The sequence below is a fragment of the Paenibacillus sp. FSL H8-0537 genome (genome assembly GCF_038051995.1).
Taxonomy (GTDB): domain Bacteria; phylum Bacillota; class Bacilli; order Paenibacillales; family Paenibacillaceae; genus Pristimantibacillus.
In genome coordinates, this window is the sequence record NZ_CP150290.1 from 4,696,266 (window position 1) to 4,718,244 (window position 21,979).

The window sequence follows — 21,979 nt, forward strand, 5'->3', positions numbered from 1 at the left end:
CTTAGCTTGCAGCTGCCGCTGCTAAAATCGGCTTTCCTCGTTCGCCTCGGTGAGATGAACAAAGCTGAACTCGCTTGTGCTGCCGCCGCCTTTCGGCGATTGCGCAACGATGCCGACCTTCACTTCATCCGGCGTACGCATGCCGAAATAACGAATCAGCTTCCATTCCTCACCATCAGGCGAATAATAGAAGGACACGCAGTCCTCAACTTTATTGATTCGCAAATAAGGATTGTCCGACTGGATCTCTTCCGAGTTGCAATCATCTGACCAGCCGTCCTTAGTGACGACCGAGACGATTGAGGCAGCCCGCCCATTAAATTCAAAGCATAATTTACACCAATTGTCTTTATCGACGTACAGCATTAGGCATCCAGAGTCATACTGCTGCTTCATCTCCACCGTTAGCCTTGCCGTCAATTCGAAGGAGCGCTTGACCGGAGCATACAAGAAAGGAGCGGAGCTGGCAATATGCTTGCCTGATGGATCGCAGAAGAAATCCGCCTCCGGTGGCGCCTCAATAATAACGCCGCCCTGCTCTGTGAACTGCCACTGAGATGGTTCGTTAATCCATGCCAGTTTATCGCGTGTTTCATGATTTAATACATTAATCATTAATTATCCCTCCGCAGCCATTTTCTGTATAACCATTCGACCTAATTGGCGAAAACCCTTCTTTTGTAAATGGTTATTAGACATGATGGTTCGCTTCCATAACCTGCTGTTGCCGGGAAGGAAGCGGGAGGAAAAACACGACAGCCATGAGCACCATATAAAGCGCAACAATGACGGTGAACAGCAGCTTCGGACTATAGTTATAAATAAGTCCCGTCAAATAACCAGAAGGTATAGCAATCAGTGTCATGACCGTCTGTACGGCCGAAAACATATCTGCTTTCTCATGCGTGCCGAGGCGATTCATCAGCAGCGCATCCCGGTACGTTTGCAAAATAAACGTTCCTGCCGCCAATATAACAATCGTCAGCATGAGCAGCGGCACATTGCCGGAAGGAATAAAGAGCAGCAGCAAGGAGCCCGCGGTGCATAAGGTGATCGACAGACTGACGTATTTTTCATCCGAGCGCTGTTTCAGCCGAGGAATGACGACCAAATACAGCACCATGACCGTTACCGCAGTGACGACTGGAATGTAGGAAATAGTCCAATCACCGAAATGCAGCTCCTCTTTAAAAAACACGACCTGGAAAAAATTCAGCTGCAAAATAAAATTGGACAGCACCGTGATTAAAATAATCGGGAACAGCCTTCGGGTATAAAACGCTTTGCCGAATAGCCGCAGGCTGGCTCCCAAGCTTTTCAGCACCTTGGTCTGGCTATGTACCGCAATGAGCTCTTTGCCCGCCTCCGTCTCCTCCGTCAGCCGGTTCCTTACAATAAACATAATCGTCATCATTACGCCTCCGGCAAAATAAATGACGGCGAGCGTCTTCCCGATACCAAAATCGGCGATGACAAAACCCGCTAGCGGCGTAAGCACTCCAGCTGCGGTAATAATCATATTCATGATGCCAAATACTTTCGGTCGCTTTCGCTCCTCGACATCTTCAATAATGAGCAAATTGAACGACACGGTGACGAACTTGGATGTCGCATTTAATAGATAGGCAATCATAAACAGCCAGAAGCTTTGCGAGAACGCCCAAATAAACATTGGAACGCTCCAGGCTACAATATCAAAAATGAGCGAGGTGCGTTTTCGGCCCAGCTTATTCGTAATCGATCCGGCAAACAACTGAAATACAAAAGCAAAATACAGGTTAATGGAATTAATCAGTCCAATTTCAATATCGCTTAGTCCAGCATCCTTCATATAGAGCGGCGCATAAAACAAAACGATCGTTCCAGGAATCGCCCAGAGCGGCTCCAGAAAAATCGAATACCGCGGATTTTTTGGCAAATCGGCAAGCAGCTTCATCTCTAAGGCTCATCCCCTCTTCTTCATGCGTCATTGCTGCGCGGCGCCCCGTAAGCCTTTCCCCGCGCAGCCATAACGCCCTTGCCTTGCCCTACATTATGAAATAAGTGCTGTCTTCACGGAGGTCATCGCTCTTGGCGCGCCTGTACTCATGTCATAACCAATCGTTTCATTAAAAGCGCCTTCGTAGTCCTGCAGCTTTTTGGTTGAAGTGACCATGTTTTCGAGCTCCGGCATGCTCTGAGCAAACTTGAGCGCCGTGCTGATCATTTGATGAACCGCAACATCGCCAATGACATTGACACCGTTATTAATAAAATCAGTCGGCTTAAACGATACTTCATAGCTGTCGTCATAGCCCATTGGGATAATTCTGCCGCCTTTGCCGATCAGCTCAAGAGCAACATGCAGCTGATTGCCGACCGCATCAATAATAATATCGAATTTATGGCCATTGTTAATTTCGAGCACTTTCTCAAGCGTCAGCTCCTGAGGATGGAACACATAATCTGCAATGTTCGCAGCAAAGCTTTTACGGTATTCATCCACCTCTGTGCCAACGGTCAGGCGGCCCAGCCGCTTGCCAACGAGCTGGCACAAGGAACCGATTGCGCCGGAGCCAAGCACAAGCACCGAATCGCTAGGTTTAACGCGAGCTTTCAAGAAGCTGTTGAGCACGCAGCCGAGCGGCTCGACCATCATTGCCGCTTCCCAGCTCATCGTGTCAGGAATTTTGAACACATATCGTTCTTCGCCCGCGTAATATTCCGCGAAAGTGCCATGGATGGTCATGCCAACCTGATGATCCTCGAAATTTTCGCAATAACAGTGCAGCCCCTCACGGCAATAGGAGCAAATGCCGCATGATTGGGTCGGATCGATGAGCACACGGTCGCCTACTTTAACGCTTCTTACTTTAGGACCAACCTCAACAACGGTTCCAACCCCTTCATGTCCGATAATCGTGCCGGAATTGGCCGGAATTTTTCCTTTTACAATGTTAAGGTCTGTTCCGCAAATACCTGAGCCAAAAATTTTAACCTTGACGCCTGTCGGCGACACGATGGTCGGCTCCTCCATCTCCAGAAGTTCCACCTTGCGATAATCCTGATATACTAATGCTTTCATTAAACTTGCCTCCTCTTTCTATTTGTGAATATTAGATTAAACAGCCGACTTGCTAGGCCTATGTTCTTGGCTCCACTCCAGCAAAACTTCCTTAAGCGACTCTTGTACGAGCAGCAGCTCCGTCTCCGTATGCGCATCTGAGAAGACGAAGAAGCCTTTCGTAAAAATGCCCTGCTGAGCGAGCCGCTTCATCATATAAGCGCGGAACGGATCGCGGTAAAAGTCCTGCTCCGCCCGCGACCTCAGGCAGAAGCTCGCATAGGTGCCGTGCAGTGCGAGCTCCTCTGTCAGCCCTAGCGCATCCAGCTGAGCCTGCAGCTCTGCCATCAGCTTCTGCGTACCGCCGCGCCAGCTTGGCCAGCTCGGTGCCGCCTGCATCAGCTTCTCGCAGGCAATAAGCGCTGCCAGCGCAATCGTCTCGCTCGAATGGGCGCTGCTGAACTTGACCTGCCCACATAGCCGCATAATCGGCTCTGATCCCAATACGACGCCCAGCGGCAGGCCATTGGCCAGCCCCTTCGACAAGCAAAGAATATCCGGCCACAGCCCGTATTCGCCCGCGGTCGCCTGCTTGCCCATTCTTGCACCCGACGTTACCTCGTCGAACACGATTAGAATGCTGTGTCGTGCGGCCAGCTCCATCACCTTGCCCAGCTCCTCGCGCTGCCACTCGCTCGGGCATAACACGATGCAGGCCAACTGGTCGCCATGCCGGCGCACCTCGTCTTCGATCCGCCGCAGGCTTGCATGCGGCACCCAAACGGTACTGCTGCGGATTTCCGCCGGAATCCCCAGCGCTTCCGCGTCTCCGCCGTAATAACCATAGGCCGACCAATCGCTCCAGCCATGGTAAGCCGTCGACATCACCTTTGGCCTGCGGGTATAAGCTCTTGCCAGCCGGACTGCGCCGCTAACTGCATCGGCTCCGCCTTTGCAGAAGCGCAGTGCCGCATAACGCTGCTCGAAGCGGGCGAGTATAAACTCCGCTGCCGTCAGCTCCACATCAGCGGGTACCGAGAAGCTTGTCCCTTTGGCGAGCTGCTTTACAATCGCCGCTTGCACTTCCTCGCGGGCATGTCCCCATGAGGCGGTGCCCATCGCCATCTCGCAATCGAGCCACTCATTGCCATCAATATCGATAAATCTGGATTGTCTGGCTTCTACGCAGCAGATGGCCGTTTCGCCGGGGAATAAGCGCTCTGGCGTCTTCGCCAACGTGCTGCATCCGCTCGGAATCAATTGCTGCACGCGCTCCAACCATTGCAGGCTTTGGGTAAATACCGCCTGCTCCTCTCTCGTCTTCATGGTTTCTCCTCCATTTAGCGCGTTCTAGCGCACCTTTGTTCCTGGCCAGCAGCTTTCGTAAATCCGGTCGATGGAGATGACATTGCCGTAGAGGTCAATGATCAAATCCTGTGCTCGGTGGGCATGGCGCATTTCAATCCAGTAGCGATTTTCCAGCAGCCGCGTGAAGTTGTCTACGAGGAACAATAGACGGCTCCGGCTCTGAATGAGCTCCTTGCCCAGCACCTGCGGCAGCCAAATCGCCCCATTTGAGTTGAAGCGGTTTGAATAGTCATACACTTCGGTGAGCGTAGCGAACTCTGCCTCGCGAAGCTGGCTCCAGAACATGTCCGCATCGCTGCGCACCTCAGCCAGATCGACGCCAATCATCGGCAGCGATGCAGATGCTGCGTCCTGCTGCTCCAGATGCGACTTCAAATGGTCAAACATGAATGGCCAAATATCGGCCTTAATGTCGCTGCCCCATTTTTTCCAGAAGCGGGCCAGATTGTTTTTGCGATTGAAGCTGCGGTGAATGCCGCTGCTGCGCTCCCAGTGATAGGCCAAAACTTCCGGATTAATAACGATGTCATAGCCGGCTGCCCGCGCTCTCATCTGGTAATCGAAATCCTCGTAGCCGTTAAAAAACTTCTCATCGAGCAGCCCCACCTTCTCATACACTTCGCGTTTCATGCCAAACATCGCGAATATGACGAGCTGTACGGAAAACGTATGCTTTGGAATATCCATAGGGGAAGCGTTCAGGAAGAGATGACGGCCAATCGTGTCCGCAAAGGCAATGCCACAATGCTGAACGCCGCCTGTCTGCGGATACAGCAGTACGCCGCCTGCCATGCCGATTTCGTCGCTGCTGTCCAGCGTTTCGCTCATCAGCTGCTGCCAATTGTGATTCAAGATCGTGTCGGAATCGAGAAAATAAATATATTGCCCCTGTGCAATTTTTAGCGCGCTATTAATCGAAACGGCGCATCCAAGCGGATAGTCGTGCTGCAAAATCTCCACCGTCACGCCTTCCTTGCACTCTGACTGAAGCTTATCCAAATGCTGTCTGACTGCTGTGCCGGAACCGTCATTGATGAAGATAATCTGGGTGGATGGGCTTACTGTCCGCAGCAATGAATCCGTAAATAAGTTCAAAATGTTATAATCCTGGTTTACTGGCACAATAACTGTGTGTAGCATGTAATCTCCTCCACGTGATTTATAGTTTCAATTTCGTTCGACGCCAGCTGCCCTCCCTTTATCCCGACTCAACTCTATCTAATTTTGGAATTTATGACATGTGACTGGAATAGAATCTGGTTACAGTGTATGTTTATGCACCTCGCTGTGTAAATATCAACATCTGAACTCTATTAAATTTTGAACCTGTTCACTAGATTAGGCGGCAAATTTGACAAGGGGTTTTAATTCGTTTTAACTAGAGATAACTGGTTTTTTTAATATAAGAATTTATAAGTTTCACACTTATAAAACGGCTTATATTTCTCGGATTGAAACGCGCCGCGCCGCCAAAGGACGGCGAAAGCCTTTTCACCTTGGCAGAGAATCATTTCGCAAAATTCATATAGATCGGAGCTATTTCAACATGTATCGCCACTTGGAACAATGTGTACTGGATTTGGAGCAGAACGGACATCTCGTCCGGATAAAAGAAGAGGTCGACCCCCATTTGGAAATGGCGGCGATTCATATGAAGGTATTTGAAGCTGGTGGTCCCGCCCTATTATTTGAAAATGTAAAAGGCTCCAAATTTCGTGCCGTCTCGAATTTGTTTGGAACGGTTGAGCGGAGCAAATTTATGTTTCGCCATACATGGAACGCAGTCGAGCGCGTCATGGACTTGCGCGGCGACCCCATGAAAGCGATAAAAAACCCGTTTGGACATATTGGAACAGGTCTCGCAGCATGGAAAGCACTGCCGAAGCAAAGCTCGGGCAGCGTGCCAGTAGCCGCGCAGGAAATTCAAATTTCCGACCTGCCGCTCATTAAGCATTGGCCGGATGACGGCGGCGCTTTCGTGACGCTGCCGCAGGTGTTTACCGAGGAGCCGGGCAAGCCGGGACTCATGAATGCGAATCTCGGCATGTACCGCGTTCAGCTTAGCGGCAATGATTATGAGCTGAATAAGGAAATCGGCGTTCATTACCAGATTCACCGTGGTATCGGCATTCATCAGGATATGGCGAATAAGCTGGGCAAGCCGCTTAAGGTCAGCATTTTCGTTGGCGGTCCGCCAGCCCATACGCTGGCGGCTGTTATGCCGCTGCCAGAAGGCTTAAGCGAGATGACCTTTGCCGGCTTGCTGGCGGGACGCCGTTTCCGCTACAGCTACCGGGACGGCTTCGTGCTTAGCAATGACGCAGATTTCGTCATTACTGGGGAAATCCATCCCGGCGAGACGAAGCCGGAAGGTCCGTTTGGCGACCACCTGGGCTATTACAGTCTGACGCATCCGTTTCCGCTAATGAAGGTGCATAAAGTGTATGCAAAGCCCCATGCAATCTGGCCGTTTACCGTTGTCGGCAGGCCACCGCAGGAGGATACCGCCTTCGGAGCACTTATCCATGAACTTACGGGAGATGCGATCAAGCAGGAAATTCCCGGCGTGAAGGAAGTCCACGCCGTCGATGCAGCAGGCGTGCATCCTCTGCTGTTCGCGATTGGCAGCGAGCGGTATACGCCGTATCAGCAGGTTAAACGTCCAACGGAAATTTTGACGCTGGCGAACCGGATTTTGGGCACGGGGCAGCTTAGCCTAGCCAAATATTTATTTATTACAGCGGAGGACAAGCAGCCTGTAACGACGCATCATGAGGCGGAATTTCTCGTCTATGTGCTGGAACGGCTGGAGCTGCGCCGCGATATTCATTTTTATACGAATACGACGATTGATACGCTCGATTATTCGGGAACGGGGCTTAATGAAGGCAGCAAGGTCGTTTTTGCCGCCTATGGAGAGAAGATTCGCGAGCTGTGCCGCGAAACGCCTGAGGCGCTGAAGGAACTGCGCGGATTTGAGAATGCACGTCTCGTTATGCCTGGCATCGTAGCGATTCAAGGGCCAGCTTTCACAAGCTATGCCGACGCGAAGGTCCAATTACAGAGCTTGAGCGAAGCAATTGCCGAGAAGGGGCCGCTGCCGTCCTGCCCAATGATTATTTTATGCGACGACAGCACGTTTTTAAGCGCGAAGGTGGACAACTTCCTGTGGGCAACGTTTACGCGCAGCAACCCATCCCATGATATTTACGGGGTAAATAGCGGGTACGAGCATAAGCACTGGGCCTGCGATAACGTTATTATTGATGCGCGGACGAAGCCGCATCAAGCGCCGCCGCTCATCGCCGATCCTGCGGTGGAGAAGCGAATTGAGCGCTTGTTCACAACTGGCGCGAGCCTCGGCGGGCTTAAGCTCTAGGCTGGTTGAATGCCGAATGATCAATAGACAAACAAAGGAGTACAGGCTCATGTCCTGTACTCCTTTGCCTGTATTTGACTAATATGTGGCTGTCGCCTTAATCGCGAATAATATAGCCTTGACTAGGCTCAAGCTCCACGAATCCAGCCATGTGGCGAGCTTGAAAGATGATGGGCCGGCTGCTGCTTATTATGACGATATTTTGCAAGTCAGCTGCTCCACCCGTTGGCAAAATAAAAGCTTTAGTATAATCAAACAGCTCATGCAGCGTAGTTATAATCGCATGTATTTGCCCATCTCGTGCTCCCTTGCCCATCAGATTCAAAATCACTGATCCTCCTTCACTCAGCTTCTGCTGAATCAAGAAAAAAAACTCCAACGACACAAGCCGCCGCGGCGTCCCCTCACGGGTGAAAGCATCCACAATGACGTAATCATAAGCACGATCCGCTTCGTCTTCAAGCAAAGCACGTCCATCCCCAATGAAGACATTATCCTGATTATAGTCAAAATACGTCCGACTCAGCTCCACGACTGTTTCATCAAGCTCAGCGACCTTGAACGTCTTCTCTACAAAATAACTTGCTATCGTGCCAATACCATGCCCAATGAGAAAAACCTTATCGAAAGCTTGCTGATTGCTTTCCATTAAATGAATGATTGCCCGCGGATATTCGAACAATATACGCCTCGGGCGTTCCAGATCAACCGCTCCCTGCGTTGCATCTCTGGCAAATTGCAGAACGCGAAAGCGTCCTTTTTCCCCATCCAGCTCTGTCGTGTCGTAGACGGCTATATCGTGATGAGCAGTATGCTCCTCAAACCAAACGCGTTCTATTTTAGTTCCTGAATGATCCATATCATCATGTTCTTCCTTTTCCCTACTGAGCTTCATTTGCACCTCCAAAAATTCGACAATATTCTACGGATTCCTTTTCAAAGCTTAGAGGACTGGGGCAATACTTCATTATAATGCGTTTCGTTCAATTTCAAAGCCCAGATCTTCAATCATTTGATGATCGGCAGTAATATCTTGTCCCCCTGTCGTCAAGTAATCGCCCACAAACAGCGAATTCGCGGCATATAGGGCTAAAGGCTGAAGCGATCGCAAGCTGCGCTCTCGTCCCCCGGCGACGCGAATTTCCCGCGACGGGCAAATGAAACGAAACAGGGCCAGCACCTTTAAAGCTTGCAAGGGCGGTACGCAGCCCGCATCTGCAAGCGGCGTACCTTTTATCGCATGAAGAAAGTTAATGGGGATGGAGTCCGCTTCAAGCTCGCGCAGGGCGAATGCCATTTCAACTATTTCCTCGTTTGTTTCCCCCATTCCGATAATCACGCCAGAGCACGGCGAGAGACCGTGGACTTTAGCGGTTTGTAACGTATGTACACGCTGTTCATAAGTATGTGTCGTTGTAATGGAAGAATAATGCTTTGGGCTCGTATTCAAATTATGATTGTATCGATGAACGCCTGCATCAGCTAAACGCTTCGCCTGCTCCTCCTTCAACAGCCCGAGGCAGGCACAAATTTTCAGGGGCATCGTCGCGCGAATTTCCCGCACCGCTTCCACCACTTGACTGATCTCCTTGTCTGTAGGTCCCCGGCCTGCTGCAACGATGCAGTAGGTTCCCGCCTTGCGGGCCAATGCTTCGCGTGCGCCAGCTAGCAGCGTCGTTTTATCAAGCAAGGTGTATTTGGGAATGGAAGCAGTTGACACAATCGATTGCGAGCAGTAGCCGCAGTCTTCGGGACAGAGCCCGCTTTTCGCATTAATGAGCATATTAAGCTTTACCTTCCTGCCAAAAAAATGCTGCCTCACCCGAAATGCCGCCTGCAAAAGAGGCAGCAGCTCCTCCTGCTGCGCCTCAAGAATAGACCGCCCCTCCGCTAACGTTAGACGTTCCCCAGCAAGCGCTTTTTGCGCCATTGCCTCCCACATACTCCAACTAAGGTGCTGCTCCTTCATCATACTACCTGCCTCCCACCAAATAAAAAACTACCCCTTGTTTATCTGGACATAGTCCTTTTATTTTAAGCTTGATTAATTGTTAACCAAAATTAATAATCATAAGTTAACAATTAATCTTTGTTATTTTAGCAAAACATGCCGCCGCTGTAAAGATCGCCTTCATTTCTTGCCTGAGCATTGCATAACAAAAAGACTATCCCCTTTGCAGCTTGCACTGCGAAAGAAATAGCCTTCTGGTGTTTATTAAATAGACTTAGCCTGCCTGAACCTCTTTCAAATAAGCTTCAAGCTGGTCGAATGTTCCGCCAAAGCCTTGTCTCATGGAATCGAACATGCCAATGAAAAATTGGCGTTCTTCCTCCGTCGCATTAACCGGTCCTCCGCGCAAGGTAAGAATCGTTTTGCCATCCTGCTCGGTGAATGTTAACGTATTGGAAATTTCAATCGGGAACGTTTCGCTGAAAGGGGCACGTACGGCATTGCCATCCTTGTCCGAAAAAGAGTTAACAAAAACGATTTTTTCCGGCTCTACAATTTCTCCAAACACGAATCTGCCCCACATTTCAGCACCATCCGGCGCCGTCATCTTGTAATGGAACATGCCGCCCGGTCTAAAATCCAGCTTGGCATAGCTAATTTCAAGCCCGGTTGGTCCCCACCACTTTTTCAAATGCTCTACCTCAGACCATACTTTAAATACAAGCTCGCGCGGCGCATGCAGTTCCCTTCTAATTTCCAATTGCTCAGTCATGTTCATCCTCCGTCTTTAGATTAGTCATCGGCTGCTGTGCTTGTGCTGCCTCTTGCTTCTGAAGCTCCTTCAAATAAGCATCCAAATTGTCGAAGCGCTGCTCCCACATACTGCGGAACGTCTCCGACCATTCATTTAATTGCTGTAAAGATTGTGGTCGCAGCTTGTAAATTCGCTTATTGGCAGCCGGCTGCACCTCCACCAGTCCCGCGTCACTGAGCACGCGAAGATGCTTCGACGTCTGGGGCTGGTTCAGTTCCAGCTGCTGGGCAATAGCGCCTACGGGCAGCGGCCCGTCACGCAGAAGCTCCACGATACTTAGGCGGTTCGGCTCGGCTAAAGCGCTGAAGGTCATCGCTTTCATCATTATAAATCTACTCCAGACTTGTTATCCATTAAAGTATACTCCAAAAGGAATATTCCTGTAAATGCATGTTTACTCCAAAATGTTTTGCAGGTATTCTCTTCATCATAACAAGCCCTGCCGATTTGTACCACAGCAGAAGGAAAATAAACACAAGAAACGGCCGTCCACGGAAAAATACCGAGAACGACCGACTTGATTGCCCATTATTATCCTGATCAATCTATTAAAAGGATAAGGTTTGTTTAATCTAATACTCCCCTAGTTAAATACTAAAGAATATTAGCGCTTCCCCACAGGACCGAGATAATGTCTGCTATTTTCCCTGCTGGCGTTAAACTCAAAATGAATTCTCCTAGATCAAGAATGACGCCGCCCAGATCTGCCCAAGAAAAATTACCCCCAAATGAATTGTAAATAGCGCGGAACTTCCATAACAAGGAGTTATAAAGTGAAACAGCATCCCCCGCAACATTAAGCTTTCTGAAAATTAATTGCGCAATAGACCAAGCTGCATCGGCAAGACTCGACGTACCAGTAAAAGCATTGTATAACATAATCCAATTTCCTCCTAAAAAATATGTTTTTGATTACAAACCCATCGTAACCTGATTATTACTATTTTTTTTCAAATCTAATCGAACTGGTTAGTTTGATACTTAAAACAATCATTTACCATTACGTAATGGTAAATAAAATAATCTAAATAATCATTATTGATTATTTTGGTCATTTTTGTTATTATTAATTTCAAGATGAAAGGGGGTGTATTTGTTGAAAAAACCATGGCTAGCTATATTACTTTCTTTTATTTATCCGGGTCTCGGCCATTTATATTTAGGATATGTCAAAAAGGGAATTGTTTTGCTTGTTGTAGAATTTATTTCTATTCTTCTTATTTCAGTCGTTGTCGGAATTTTTTTATACCCTATTATCTGGATTTATAGCATTGTTAATGCTTATCAATTATCCACAAAATCGCAAGTGGCTTCATAGTTCGGCCATGCTTCTATATTCATTGAAGGGTAATCCAAATTATGAATTTTCGAAAAAAAATGATTTTATTTTTCTGCATTTTGTCCTTTATTTTTTTCCTAATCGGCTTTTTTTCGCCAGGACAATCTGAACATCATGAAATAAATCAACTGGGTTTCAATGATGCTCTATTTATCTTTGTTTTCAATAGTATCAATCTATTAATTTGGTTCATGCTTTCTTTGTCGGGCTTGTCCCCATTGCTTATATTAAAAGCGATTTTCGGTATGGGCACAGGCTGGCATGCGTTATCTATCTCTCCCTTACTCTATTACGGTACTTCATTTTCACACGGTGTTTTGGAATGGATAGCCTGTCTTATTGTCTTTCTTTTTACAATCGATCATCTTTATCATTTAACTTCATATTTCAGGAAAAAAATCTCTTATGAACAATTGAAAAGCTTTTACTGGGTCACTGTAAAGAAAACGATTCCAATGGCCCTTTTCATACTTTTCGCCGCAGCTTTTTTTGAAGTATATGTATCTAATAGGCTGTTGCTCATTCTGGTTCAATAAGAAGGGTGTCCTATGATTTATAAAACTACTTTACCTTTTCTAAGGCTGAGTACCTCATCGTCAATACTAGAAGATGAGAACGGCAGCACTGTTGGGAGTATGCAGCGTTATTACTCAAACAAGAAACAAAAGCTAATGAATTATTTATTTGATAACATGGTAAATAATGTACATGCCTACGATGAATATAACAATCTAATCGTTGATATTAAAGAAATAAATACAATGAAAACGCTTGTAACAGAAAAATGGCATGTACAAATTGGTGAAGATCAGTTCGTTTGCGAGAAAAAAACAAAAATTAAAACCAATCCACAATTTTTATATAAAAAACATAATGCAGAGATTTGGATCAAAAAAGATTTTGCTGATAAAACTGTCCGCTTTACTTTAAATGGACAGATTATTGCTGAAGCTGTGCCAGACGGTCTAATACCGCCGAAATCCAATCACATTACATTCAAAATATTCGACTCTCGATTTGAAGTTCATGAAATTGCGTCTTTATATTATGTTTTCTCTCTAAAAAATAGCTAATATTTAGGAGTTAATAATGAATATTCAACTAGTGCTTAATCGACTGATTATTGCGAAAAGAGATCAGATTATTTACCTTGACCTATCTGAAATTATTTTTATTGAGCGTATTGGACAAAAGACCTTGATACACACGGATACACAGGAAATTAATGTATATGTCTCTTTGAAAGATTTAATGGGCATATTGCCCGATATGTTTGTAAGGTCGCATAAGTCTTTTATAGTAAATGTCTTTAATTTAAAAGAGCTAAATTTTTTCAACCGTAATACATATGAAGCTTACTATAAAAACCGTAAAACCGCTTTAGTAAGTAAACGTGTAATACGACAATCTATTACATTGAGCCAGGTGGGAACTCAGTGACCATTCATCCATTACAAATCGAAAATGTGAGTAAGACCATTCGAGGAAAAAGCATATTGCAAAATATTTCACTTGAGGTAAGAAGAGGCGAAATTTTCGGATTACTTGGGCCCAATGGAGCAGGTAAAACAACGCTATTTCGCCTAATTGCCAACCTGATATTTCCAACACAAGGCTCCATCTATATAAATGGAATAAATGCTAATCAAAATCATGTTCTCGCCGCAACGTACATCGGGGCTGTCATTGAAACACCGCATATGTACCCTTTTTTGACCGCCTATCAAAATCTGGTTCATTTTTCTCTCTACAGCCAACAGGAACCAGATAAAAACAACATTTTGGAAATTTTAAAAGTCGTCGGCCTGCAAGAAGCTGCAAGAAAAAAAGTGAAAACCTTCTCGCTAGGGATGAAACAACGGCTCGGACTAGCACAGGCACTGCTTCATAATCCCGACCTTATTTTGCTTGATGAGCCAACCAATGGCATGGACCCTGTCGGTATGAAGGAGTTCCGAGATTATCTCCATCATTTGACCAAGGAGCAGAACAAAACCGTCATTATTTCAAGCCATTTGTTAAATGAAATGGAAATGATTTGTGATCGTGTTGCGTTTATAGTGGATGGTGAAGTCAAATCGATTGAATCCATGCAAAAAACAGAAAACGTTAGGCAAGTCGTTACAATGGAGATAGACTCAACCGAACGAGCGTTAGAAGTACTTCATAAGCATGAACGAACGTCGAACTTGCTCAAAGTAGAGGAATCCGAATTGGTTTTCCTGTTGCTTCGCGAAGAAATTTCGGAAATGCTTTATCTCCTTATTCATCATCAGATCAGTGTATATGCTGTTCAAAGCAAACAGTTGAGCCTGGAAGACAAGTTCATGAGCTTGACAGAGGAGGCTTCCATTGATAAGGCTTATAAGAGCAGAGCAACTTAAAATATACAGCCGTCCTATGGTATGGGCCATAGCTATCATTTTTGTAATCATTGTTTTGATGACGGCACTGTTTAATATCGATAAAAGGAACGATTCTCAAACAGACACTTGGAAAACCGTTATAAACGAAGAAAATCAATTGTTAAAAGAACAAATGAAGGAGGCTCCAGAGGATGTTCTGCCCTATTTAAATTCACAAATTCAACGTAACGAGTATGCCTTGGAAAATGGAGTGTCTCCCCATCGCATGACTTCTTGGAAATTTGTAAGCCTAGTCTCCAATTTCCTTCCATTCGTCACGTTATTTACGCTTATTGTTGCCAGTGATATCGTAGCTAGTGAATTTAAATGGGACACCATGAAGCTGCTGCTCATACGTCCAGTTAGCCGATATAAAATATTGTTAGCCAAATATTGTTCCGTCCTTATGTTCTCAGCCTTGCTTATCTGTATGATATTTCTTTCATCTTGGATTATTGGAGCCATTTTATTTGGGATCGATGGTGCATCAGAACCATTCATATTTTCAAAGGATAAACAAAATTATCAGGATATCCCTATGGTTATGCATGTATTAATTTCATATGGATTAAAAATCATTACCCTTTGCGTTATTGTCACTATGGCATTTGTCATCTCTATACTGTTTCGAAGTAATTCTCTTGCCATTGCTTTCTCAGTATTCATCTTGTTTGGCGGCAATATGATCTCTGCCTTTTTAAGTCGAATTCAACCGGAATTCGCAAAATATTTTTTATTTTCTCATTTGAATCTAGAAACTTACTTTACAGGTACCCCAACGGTAGAAGGTGTTACCTTGTCATTTTCACTGATTGTTCTTTCTGGTTATATGCTATGTTTTTACGCAGCCGGCTGGTTCGTATTCACTAGAAGGGAAATGAGCTAAAACTCACGTATAAACAAAATGAGGCAATTCCTAAAGTCACCTTACATGACAAAAGGAATTGCCCTTATTTATGACTGCTCCGGCAACCCGAGGCAGCTCTATTATTTAAACGCCCTCGCAGCGTTCACTGCTTTTTTCCAGCCGGTATAGAGCTTTTCTTTACGTTCTTCCTCCATGGCCGGCTGGAAAGCCCGCTCCTTGTGCCACTGCTCCATAATTTCCTCGCGGCTGGTCCAGAAGCCTACGGCGAGTCCAGCTAAATAGGCTGCGCCAAGTGCCGTCGTTTCTGCATTAACCGGTCGTTCGACCGGAACGCCAAGAATATCGCTTTGGAATTGCATCAGGAAGTCATTTTTCACAGCTCCGCCATCGACGCGCAGCGTTTTGAGCGTCAGCCCTGAATCAGCCTCCATAGCGGCAAGCACATCGCGCGCCTGATAAGCGAGCGCCTCCAGCGTCGCTCTAATAAAATGCTCCTTGGTCGTGCCGCGTGTCAGCCCGAATACCGCACCGCGCACGTCGCTGTCCCAATAAGGCGTACCGAGTCCAACAAACGCTGGAACGACATAGACGCCTTCCGTTGAATCGACTCGTGCTGCGTACTGCTCGCTATCCGTCGCATTTTGCAGCATGCGAAGACCATCCCGCAGCCATTGAATAGCAGAGCCCGCAACAAAAATACTGCCCTCCAGTGCATATTCAACTTTTCCATCTATCCCCCAAGCGATCGTGGTCAGCAAGCCATGCTCGGAAACAACGGCTTTTTCTCCGGTGTTCATCAGCATGAAGCAGCCGGTTCCATACGTATTTTTAGCCATGCCTTCCTGGTAGCAGGCTTGACCGAACAAGGCTGCTTGCTGGTCGCCTGCAATACCGGAGATCGGAATTTTACAGCCGAAGAAATGATATTCATCGGTATAGCCGTAAACTTCGGAGGAAGGACGTACCTCTGGAAGCATATTAGCTGGTATGGTGAGCAGCTCCAGCAGCTCTTCATCCCATTTTAGCTCGTTAATGTTATACATTAGTGTCCGTGATGCATTGGAATAATCCGTCACATGGACTTTGCGTCCAGACAGACGCCAGATCAGCCATGTATCAACCGTTCCAAACATAAGCTCGCCACGCTCAGCCTTCTCACGCGCACCCTCCACATGATCAAGAATCCATTTTACCTTCGTACCGGAAAAATAAGCATCTATAAGCAAGCCTGTCTTGCTGCGGAACAAAGGCTCGTGACCGCCCGCTTTAAGCTGCTCGCAAATTTCTGCCGTTTGGCGGGATTGCCAGACGACAGCATTGTAAATCGGAACTCCTGTCTCGCGATCCCACACAATTGCCGTTTCACGCTGGTTCGTAATGCCGATTCCAGCAATCTGCTGTGTTTTAATGCCCGACTCAGACAGGCACGCAGCAATAACAGCCAAAATAGAGCCCCAAATTTCATTGGCATTGTGCTCGACCCAACCTGATTTTGGAAAATACTGCTTAAACTCCTGCTGGGCTGTATGAACCTTTTCTCCTTTTTTATTAAAAAGAATAGCTCGTGAGCTTGTCGTGCCTTGATCGAGCGCCAATATATATTTTTCCATTCGATTAAAACCTCCTGATTTACACGTTATACCTAATCGTAATCATCGATTTATAATTTCCAAAGCGCCGCATTGCTGGATGAAACTGCAATGGCCCCAGAGCCGAACAAGGCGGGCAAATCCTCGCGCGTATGCACAAAGCCGCCCAAAATAATTTCTGTATTCGTCTCCTGCCTGATTTTGCCGACCATGGAGTGGGCGAAGCTTGGCAGCAGCTCGATGTAATCGGGCTTCACATGCGCCGCCGTATTAATAATCGTCTTGACCGAATGCGAATCAATGAGAAATCCGCGTTGGATCGCCGCCAGCTTATGTTTCTTGGCAAGCAGAAGGCTGGATGTTCTTGTGCTGATGACGCCATCAATCTTGATTGCCTTGGCTAAATAATGAATGGAGGCCTCATCGTCCTTAATGCCCTTGACCATATCCAGATGCAAAAACAGCTTTTTGCCCGCACTTCTCACCGCATCCGCGATGCCCTGCAATTGTATAAGCTCGCCCTCGAGCAAAAATAAGATCTGCTGCGGCGAGGCCAGCGCCTGCTCTAATTCCTTGAAATTCCGAATCGCTGGAATAACCGTATTCGGCTGCATGCTTGTTCCCTCCAAACCTCGCAACCATTCACGGCTGCTAAAATCACTGCTTCGGCTGTAAAGCTGTAAACGATTTCAACGGCTATCAATTAAAAAAAGCCGACAGAAAGAATGTATACACCCCATCTTCGGAATTTATATACTCAATCCAGCGGCTGTTCTCATTAGTCTCACAGCGAGTTTTATTTACTTGTCAGTGACGATTATAATATACTAAGGTCAAGCTGTAAACCCACTCATTCCTTAAGAAAGCTTAAGAAGGCCAAGCTCTTCCAGTTCCTCAAGCGCTTCCTCAGCGTCCCGCTGCGGATTCAGGCTGGCAATGAGTTCTTGTGTGATTTCGGCGCCTTCAAAAACCGCGCGCACGGCTGCCAATTCCAGCTTCTCCTCGAAATAGTCCTGCGCCCATTCCTGATAGCTCTCAGGGGAATCGCACAAATAACCCAGCAGAAAATCTGCTCCATTTTCCCAGCCTTCTGGCTGCTCATATTCGCTAGTGTGCCACGCAGAATCGCCATTTTCCCGCCAAATGCAAAAGGTGACATCCTCGTGGGTGAATGCCACATCCTGTATACGATGCAGCAGCGCTTCCGGCACCTCATTATAAATACCCGGCCAAGTACCGTATTCCTCCTGCGCATGCGGACTGTACGGGGATTCATGGTCAAAGCCCTTAATAACGGCCCCTTCCGGTGCAAAAACAACAAATACAACATCGCCCGAGCCATTGTTCAAGCTGCCCATCGTTTCATCATCCGACCATGTGGAATCATAGCGATGAACGCGAAGCCAGTCTTCCTCACACATAATCAAATCCAGCGCAGCGAGTATGCGCATTTGCTTCTCCAATTGCTTCGGTGCGGGCAACCGCGGCTTCTCCCATATTATCATTCGTATCTACCTCTTTCTCGGTGATCCTATTTAAGCTGTATATTTCCCATTATACAGCAAAAGCACCCGACGTACCGCCCGCTCCGAAATACGAGTACTGGCAGTATTATTTCGATTGGGCTGGAAAAAGTTTTTTTCTGCCAAACTATTTTACGCTACACTACGAATATATACATAAGCGGCGAAAAATGACTGGCAACTTAACGTTTGAGGAAAAGAGAGGGCGCATGAAGACGGAAGCAGCATGGATTAAGCAAATTCAAAAGCAATCAAGCGAGGCGGCAGCGAATGCGCTGGTCCGCCATTATTACAAAGAAATGTACAGCTATGTATATAGACAGACGACAAATAAACAGCTGTCCATGGATCTCACACAGGACATCTTTATCCATATGCTGCAGGCGATCGGAAGCTATGATGGAGGCAAGGGTTCCTTCCGCTCATGGCTGTACAAGCTTGCAACGAACCGGATCGTCGACTATTACCGTTCGCGTTATTATCGCTACGATCAACGGACGACAGCGATGGATGCAGAGCTCGCCGGGGATGAGGATTTCACACTGGAATTTGAGCAAAAAGAACAGGTCGAAGCCGTTTTGCAGCTTGTCAATGAGATGGATGCTGCCGCTCAGCATATTTTCCGGCTCAAATTTTTCGCCGAATATACGTTTGCCGACATTGCGCCGCTGCTGCATATGCCGGAGTCGACCGTCAAAACGAAATATTACACTATGCTCAGAAAGCTGAAATACAGATTGGGAGACGATCATGATGAAAACCGATAAAAGGGAGACGATTGAGCTGCCAAGCGAGCTGGAAATGGAGCAGCAAGTGAATAGGATTGTGGCATACGGACTTGTGCCAAAGCAAACCTTTTTAGCCTATTTACGCTTGATGCACGCTCGTCTGGGCTTTCGCTATATATTTCATGACTGGACGGAAATTGTCTTTGCGCTCTCTGCCGGCTCCCTGCTTATGCTATTCGCCCTATATGTGAAATCAAGCCATTCACAGGTCATGATTGAGGAGGTTTATGCAGCTATCTTTATGGGGTCGCCCGTCCTCTACCTCCTTGTATCCACCCTCTTCTTCATCCTCCCTAAGCATAGCGAAACGTATGAGACGGAAATGGTGTGCAAATACAATGTGTACCAGCTTGCTTCGCTGCGGATGCTGGCTTTCAGCATAATCTGTCTGGCGCTAAATGCAGCGCTCGTGCTTGCTGCTTCCGCTATGTTTCAGCAAATTCAATTGCTGTTTGCGCTGGCTCTGTCAGCCTCGTCGCTGTTTCTGTTTTCCATTGTTTTTCTCTATATCGTTCTCCGCATTCGCTCGGACATGATGAAATATGTGCTGATTTCGCTCTGGTTCGCTGGCAATATCGGCTTGAAAGCTTTGTACAGCACAGGTTATATGCAGCTGCTTCAAACGATACCTGTCTCCGTTTATTTGCTTTTAACAGCTGTCTGCGGGGCGTTATATATCAAAAGCCTAAACCAATTGCGAAAATTGCAAAATCCGGAAGGAGCGATTTAAGATGCTGACTGTACAGCAGGTTTCCAAACGCTTCGGCAGCTTTAGCGCGCTGGAGGACATTAATCTTGAATTTACAAATGGCGTATATGGGCTGCTTGCCCCGAATGGCGCTGGCAAAACAACGCTCATTAAAATGCTCGTCACGCTGCTGTTTCCAAGCGAAGGCGAAATTTTATACAACGGTGAAAATATTATTAAAGCGGATGAGCGCTATCGCGAGCAGCTCGGCTATCTTCCGCAGCAATTCGGCTATTACAAGCACTACAGCCCGCGCAACTATTTGCTGTATATCGCTGCCTTGAAAGGCATGCGCGCAGCAGACGCCAAACCGCGAATTGCCGAGCTACTGAAGCTCGTTGCGCTGGAGGATGTCATGGATAAAAAGATGCGCAAGTTTTCCGGCGGCATGATACAGCGCGTAGGCATTGCACAGGCGATGCTGAATGATCCGCGCATTCTCATCCTTGACGAGCCAACCGCGGGGCTTGATCCGAAGGAGCGCGTCCGTTTCCGCAATATGCTGGCGCAGCTGGCGCGCAATCGCATCGTCATTTTATCGACCCATATCGTCTCTGATGTGGAATCGATTGCCGATGAAATTATTATGATCAAGGACAAGCGGGTGCTGCACAAACGCCCGATCGCGGACATTTGCCGCTTGCTTGCGGGAATGGTATACGAAACGACTGTCGATTATGAGGAAGCTGATCACTTTCGCGGCAACTATTTATCCATCTCGGAGCGGCAGGAGCAAGGAAGGCTAAAAATCCGTTTTATCAGCAGCGGCGAGCCGCAGCCGGATTGGACGATAGCTATTCCCAATTTGGAGGACGTGTTTATTTATATTTACCAGGATGAGGCGCAGGCGGATGAAACGCCATGAGGTCAGTCATCTGGCGATATGAGCTAAGAAAAGCGCTGCTGTCCCCCGTCCTTTTAGCGCTGCTAGGTCTCTTCATCGCGTTCAATTTGCTGCTCATTGTCCAGCAGCTTCATAAACGACCGGATATGACCGTGTTGAATGCAATGGCAGAACAGTTTGGCGTACAGATAACCGATCAGATGCAGGCCAAGCTTGAGCGTTATGATCAGCAGCAGCTCGCGGAAATGAACGCGCTGACCAAGGAACGTGCGGGAAAAATATATGCACAGGCCGATGATTTCTTCATCTATGATAATTTCAACGAGGTCGTTTATGAGCAGCCGGGCCTATTTCTGGAGCAGGAAATTGCCCGCTTTCATCGGCTGAGCCTTGTGCAGCATTATGCTGCGAGAATGCAGAGCATCGATGAAGCCTATGCCAAGCTGGATACGAGCCAGTTGGCTAAAGGCCAAATTCAATTGCACGGCCTTAGCGGGCAAGCTGCCGAAGTCTTGAAAGAGCGTTATGCCGGGCTGGACACACGGCTGCAGCAGCTTGAGGCAAGCGGCGAACATAAGCATTTATTTTTCGATGGCCAGGTGTATGGCACACATTCCATGTTATTTAAAAGCCTGTTTCGAACGCTGCTGTTCGAGCTTATGATTATAGCGGTGCTCCTTTCCGTCTTTTTGAGTAAAAATGAATTTGAGCAGCATACGCATTTATTGTTTTATTCATCCAAGCATGGGCGAAAGCTGCAAACAGACAAGCTGCTTGCCGCGCTTGCTTCTACAGCAGTATTCACAACTATAGTGGTTGGGATTACCCTTTCCGTCTACTTTCTCACATTCAGCTACAAGGGACTGTGGGAGGTGCCGATCAGCAGCTTTTTCACTTGGGAGCCCGGCATGATCTTTCCGTTTCTGACCTGGCGCAATCTTACGTTCGGCGAGTATTTTGGCTGCGCTGTAGCACTTATGTATGGGCTTCAGCTGATTTTCGCTGCCTTGGCCTTTGTACTCGGCTCTTTTATCCGCAGCAGCTACCTTGTATATGGAAGCTTTGCCGTGCTATTCGGCAGCCTGCTGCTGCTAGGAAGAGTCGTACCCGCGAGCTCGGAGCTGTTATTTTATGCGAGCTTTACTCCATTTCACCTCATGCTCAATCCACATATATGGTTCACAGCAGGCGGTGCGTTCAATATGATCCGAGATTGGGAATGGATGACCGCAGGCGGCTGGGCCGTTGTGCTGACTGTTCTCTGTTACACATGCCTAAAGCAATTTAAACGCCAAAATATTCATTAATCGGAGGTGCAGC

24 protein-coding genes are annotated in these 21,979 nt (G+C 47.1%); 11 read left to right on the forward strand and 13 right to left on the reverse strand.

Annotated elements, in window-relative coordinates; translation table 11 throughout:
- Positions 1–21: 21 nt before the first annotated feature.
- From MHB80_RS19780 to MHB80_RS19800, 5 genes are all read right to left on the reverse strand, one after another.
- The gene (locus tag MHB80_RS19780) at positions 22–615 is read right to left on the reverse strand and encodes a DUF1349 domain-containing protein (RefSeq protein WP_341278575.1); all 594 of its coding nucleotides are present in this window, start codon (positions 613–615) and stop codon (positions 22–24) included.
- 76 nt (positions 616–691) lie between these two features.
- The gene (locus tag MHB80_RS19785; RefSeq protein WP_341278576.1) at positions 692–1,936 is read right to left on the reverse strand and encodes an MFS transporter; all 1,245 of its coding nucleotides are present in this window, start codon (positions 1,934–1,936) and stop codon (positions 692–694) included.
- A gap of 96 nt (positions 1,937–2,032) precedes the next feature.
- Positions 2,033–3,064 (reverse strand): alcohol dehydrogenase catalytic domain-containing protein, encoded by a 1,032-nt coding sequence (locus MHB80_RS19790; RefSeq protein ID WP_341278577.1) that lies wholly within the window; start codon positions 3,062–3,064, stop codon positions 2,033–2,035.
- 36 nt (positions 3,065–3,100) lie between these two features.
- A complete protein-coding gene (locus MHB80_RS19795; RefSeq protein WP_341278578.1) occupies positions 3,101–4,369 on the reverse strand; it encodes an aminotransferase class III-fold pyridoxal phosphate-dependent enzyme in 1,269 nt (422 codons plus the stop codon).
- Positions 4,370–4,393: 24 nt separating this feature from the next.
- Positions 4,394–5,551: a glycosyltransferase gene (locus MHB80_RS19800; RefSeq protein WP_341278579.1), complete on the reverse strand. Its 1,158-nt coding sequence runs from the start codon at positions 5,549–5,551 to the stop codon at positions 4,394–4,396.
- A gap of 406 nt (positions 5,552–5,957) precedes the next feature.
- Between MHB80_RS19800 and MHB80_RS19805 the strand changes: the two genes are divergently transcribed.
- A complete protein-coding gene (locus tag MHB80_RS19805; RefSeq protein WP_341278580.1) occupies positions 5,958–7,790 on the forward strand; it encodes a UbiD family decarboxylase in 1,833 nt (610 codons plus the stop codon).
- Between the two features lie 97 nt (positions 7,791–7,887).
- Here MHB80_RS19805 and MHB80_RS19810 read toward each other — a convergent pair whose 3' ends face one another.
- The 5 genes from MHB80_RS19810 to MHB80_RS19830 form a co-directional block, all read right to left on the reverse strand.
- Positions 7,888–8,649 (reverse strand): fused MFS/spermidine synthase, encoded by a 762-nt coding sequence (locus MHB80_RS19810; RefSeq protein WP_341283034.1) that lies wholly within the window; start codon positions 8,647–8,649, stop codon positions 7,888–7,890.
- Between the two features lie 108 nt (positions 8,650–8,757).
- Positions 8,758–9,762 (reverse strand): biotin synthase BioB, encoded by a 1,005-nt coding sequence (bioB, locus tag MHB80_RS19815; protein ID WP_341278581.1) that lies wholly within the window; start codon positions 9,760–9,762, stop codon positions 8,758–8,760.
- A 253-nt stretch (positions 9,763–10,015) separates the two neighbouring features.
- Positions 10,016–10,513 (reverse strand): SRPBCC domain-containing protein, encoded by a 498-nt coding sequence (locus tag MHB80_RS19820; protein WP_341278582.1) that lies wholly within the window; start codon positions 10,511–10,513, stop codon positions 10,016–10,018.
- Entirely contained in the window at positions 10,506–10,877 is a 372-nt protein-coding gene (locus MHB80_RS19825; RefSeq protein WP_341283035.1) for a metalloregulator ArsR/SmtB family transcription factor, read from the reverse strand. Before MHB80_RS19825 ends, MHB80_RS19820 begins: the two co-directional genes overlap by 8 nt.
- Positions 10,878–11,149: 272 nt before the next feature.
- Positions 11,150–11,434, reverse strand: a complete 285-nt coding sequence (locus MHB80_RS19830; protein ID WP_063892464.1) for a hypothetical protein — start codon at positions 11,432–11,434, stop codon at positions 11,150–11,152.
- 208 nt (positions 11,435–11,642) lie between these two features.
- Between MHB80_RS19830 and MHB80_RS19835 the strand changes: the two genes are divergently transcribed.
- The 6 genes from MHB80_RS19835 to MHB80_RS19860 are packed head-to-tail and all read left to right on the forward strand — an operon-like array spanning position 11,643 to position 15,185.
- Positions 11,643–11,873, forward strand: a complete 231-nt coding sequence (locus tag MHB80_RS19835) for a sugar ABC transporter permease (RefSeq protein WP_341278583.1) — start codon at positions 11,643–11,645, stop codon at positions 11,871–11,873.
- A gap of 41 nt (positions 11,874–11,914) precedes the next feature.
- Positions 11,915–12,430 carry a hypothetical protein gene (locus MHB80_RS19840; RefSeq protein ID WP_341278584.1) on the forward strand — a complete coding sequence of 172 codons (516 nt, stop codon included), beginning with the start codon at positions 11,915–11,917 and terminating at the stop codon, positions 12,428–12,430.
- A gap of 12 nt (positions 12,431–12,442) precedes the next feature.
- Positions 12,443–12,967 (forward strand): hypothetical protein, encoded by a 525-nt coding sequence (locus tag MHB80_RS19845; protein WP_341278585.1) that lies wholly within the window; start codon positions 12,443–12,445, stop codon positions 12,965–12,967.
- A 16-nt stretch (positions 12,968–12,983) separates the two neighbouring features.
- Entirely contained in the window at positions 12,984–13,334 is a 351-nt protein-coding gene (locus MHB80_RS19850) for a LytTR family DNA-binding domain-containing protein (protein ID WP_341278586.1), read from the forward strand.
- Complete coding sequence (locus MHB80_RS19855) at positions 13,331–14,278, forward strand: ABC transporter ATP-binding protein (RefSeq protein WP_341278587.1); 948 nt, start codon at positions 13,331–13,333, stop codon at positions 14,276–14,278. The genes MHB80_RS19850 and MHB80_RS19855 overlap by 4 nt, the downstream gene beginning before the upstream one ends.
- Complete coding sequence (locus MHB80_RS19860) at positions 14,247–15,185, forward strand: ABC transporter permease (protein WP_341278588.1); 939 nt, start codon at positions 14,247–14,249, stop codon at positions 15,183–15,185. The genes MHB80_RS19855 and MHB80_RS19860 overlap by 32 nt, the downstream gene beginning before the upstream one ends.
- A 101-nt stretch (positions 15,186–15,286) precedes the next feature.
- On the opposite strand, the gene glpK is transcribed toward MHB80_RS19860, so the two are convergent.
- The 3 genes from glpK to MHB80_RS19875 all read right to left on the reverse strand — a co-directional run bounded on the left by glpK (position 15,287) and on the right by MHB80_RS19875 (position 18,261).
- Entirely contained in the window at positions 15,287–16,777 is a 1,491-nt protein-coding gene (glpK, locus tag MHB80_RS19865; RefSeq protein ID WP_341278589.1) for a glycerol kinase GlpK, read from the reverse strand.
- Positions 16,778–16,827: 50 nt separating this feature from the next.
- Complete coding sequence (locus MHB80_RS19870) at positions 16,828–17,370, reverse strand: glycerol-3-phosphate responsive antiterminator (protein WP_341278590.1); 543 nt, start codon at positions 17,368–17,370, stop codon at positions 16,828–16,830.
- Between the two features lie 243 nt (positions 17,371–17,613).
- A complete protein-coding gene (locus MHB80_RS19875) occupies positions 17,614–18,261 on the reverse strand; it encodes a hypothetical protein (protein WP_341278591.1) in 648 nt (215 codons plus the stop codon).
- Between the two features lie 227 nt (positions 18,262–18,488).
- Between MHB80_RS19875 and MHB80_RS19880 the strand changes: the two genes are divergently transcribed.
- Genes MHB80_RS19880 through MHB80_RS19895 form a run of 4 tightly spaced genes read left to right on the forward strand, consistent with a single transcriptional unit; the run spans position 18,489 to position 21,966 of the window.
- Complete coding sequence (locus MHB80_RS19880) at positions 18,489–19,046, forward strand: sigma-70 family RNA polymerase sigma factor (RefSeq protein WP_341278592.1); 558 nt, start codon at positions 18,489–18,491, stop codon at positions 19,044–19,046.
- On the forward strand, positions 19,030–19,797 hold the full coding sequence (locus tag MHB80_RS19885) for a hypothetical protein (protein ID WP_341278593.1): 768 nt from the start codon (positions 19,030–19,032) through the stop codon (positions 19,795–19,797). The genes MHB80_RS19880 and MHB80_RS19885 overlap by 17 nt, the downstream gene beginning before the upstream one ends.
- Position 19,798: 1 nt before the next feature.
- Positions 19,799–20,680, forward strand: a complete 882-nt coding sequence (locus tag MHB80_RS19890) for an ABC transporter ATP-binding protein (protein ID WP_341278594.1) — start codon at positions 19,799–19,801, stop codon at positions 20,678–20,680.
- Positions 20,677–21,966: an ABC transporter permease subunit gene (locus MHB80_RS19895; protein ID WP_341278595.1), complete on the forward strand. Its 1,290-nt coding sequence runs from the start codon at positions 20,677–20,679 to the stop codon at positions 21,964–21,966. The genes MHB80_RS19890 and MHB80_RS19895 overlap by 4 nt, the downstream gene beginning before the upstream one ends.
- The last annotated feature ends 13 nt before the right edge of the window (positions 21,967–21,979 follow it).

Excerpts from the sequence above, each read along its gene's own strand:
- MHB80_RS19790 (WP_341278577.1), bottom strand. The coding sequence starts at position 3,064 with ATGAAAGCATTAGTATATCAGGATTATCGCAAGGTGGAACTTCTGGAG.
- MHB80_RS19830 (WP_063892464.1), bottom strand. The coding sequence starts at position 11,434 with ATGTTATACAATGCTTTTACTGGTACGTCGAGTCTTGCCGATGCAGCT.
- MHB80_RS19810 (WP_341283034.1), bottom strand. The coding sequence starts at position 8,649 with ATGGATCATTCAGGAACTAAAATAGAACGCGTTTGGTTTGAGGAGCAT.
- MHB80_RS19805 (WP_341278580.1), top strand. The coding sequence starts at position 5,958 with ATGTATCGCCACTTGGAACAATGTGTACTGGATTTGGAGCAGAACGGA.
- MHB80_RS19845 (WP_341278585.1), top strand. The coding sequence starts at position 12,443 with ATGATTTATAAAACTACTTTACCTTTTCTAAGGCTGAGTACCTCATCG.
- MHB80_RS19820 (WP_341278582.1), bottom strand. The coding sequence starts at position 10,513 with ATGACTGAGCAATTGGAAATTAGAAGGGAACTGCATGCGCCGCGCGAG.
- MHB80_RS19780 (WP_341278575.1), bottom strand. The coding sequence starts at position 615 with ATGATTAATGTATTAAATCATGAAACACGCGATAAACTGGCATGGATT.
- MHB80_RS19890 (WP_341278594.1), top strand. The coding sequence starts at position 19,799 with ATGCTGACTGTACAGCAGGTTTCCAAACGCTTCGGCAGCTTTAGCGCG.
- MHB80_RS19885 (WP_341278593.1), top strand. The coding sequence starts at position 19,030 with ATGATGAAAACCGATAAAAGGGAGACGATTGAGCTGCCAAGCGAGCTG.
- MHB80_RS19875 (WP_341278591.1), bottom strand. The coding sequence starts at position 18,261 with ATGATAATATGGGAGAAGCCGCGGTTGCCCGCACCGAAGCAATTGGAG.
- MHB80_RS19850 (WP_341278586.1), top strand. The coding sequence starts at position 12,984 with ATGAATATTCAACTAGTGCTTAATCGACTGATTATTGCGAAAAGAGAT.
- MHB80_RS19895 (WP_341278595.1), top strand. The coding sequence starts at position 20,677 with ATGAGGTCAGTCATCTGGCGATATGAGCTAAGAAAAGCGCTGCTGTCC.
- MHB80_RS19825 (WP_341283035.1), bottom strand. The coding sequence starts at position 10,877 with ATGAAAGCGATGACCTTCAGCGCTTTAGCCGAGCCGAACCGCCTAAGT.
- glpK (WP_341278589.1), bottom strand. The coding sequence starts at position 16,777 with ATGGAAAAATATATATTGGCGCTCGATCAAGGCACGACAAGCTCACGA.
- bioB (WP_341278581.1), bottom strand. The coding sequence starts at position 9,762 with ATGATGAAGGAGCAGCACCTTAGTTGGAGTATGTGGGAGGCAATGGCG.
- MHB80_RS19880 (WP_341278592.1), top strand. The coding sequence starts at position 18,489 with ATGAAGACGGAAGCAGCATGGATTAAGCAAATTCAAAAGCAATCAAGC.
- MHB80_RS19870 (WP_341278590.1), bottom strand. The coding sequence starts at position 17,370 with ATGCAGCCGAATACGGTTATTCCAGCGATTCGGAATTTCAAGGAATTA.
- MHB80_RS19840 (WP_341278584.1), top strand. The coding sequence starts at position 11,915 with ATGAATTTTCGAAAAAAAATGATTTTATTTTTCTGCATTTTGTCCTTT.
- MHB80_RS19785 (WP_341278576.1), bottom strand. The coding sequence starts at position 1,936 with ATGAAGCTGCTTGCCGATTTGCCAAAAAATCCGCGGTATTCGATTTTT.
- MHB80_RS19795 (WP_341278578.1), bottom strand. The coding sequence starts at position 4,369 with ATGAAGACGAGAGAGGAGCAGGCGGTATTTACCCAAAGCCTGCAATGG.
- MHB80_RS19800 (WP_341278579.1), bottom strand. The coding sequence starts at position 5,551 with ATGCTACACACAGTTATTGTGCCAGTAAACCAGGATTATAACATTTTG.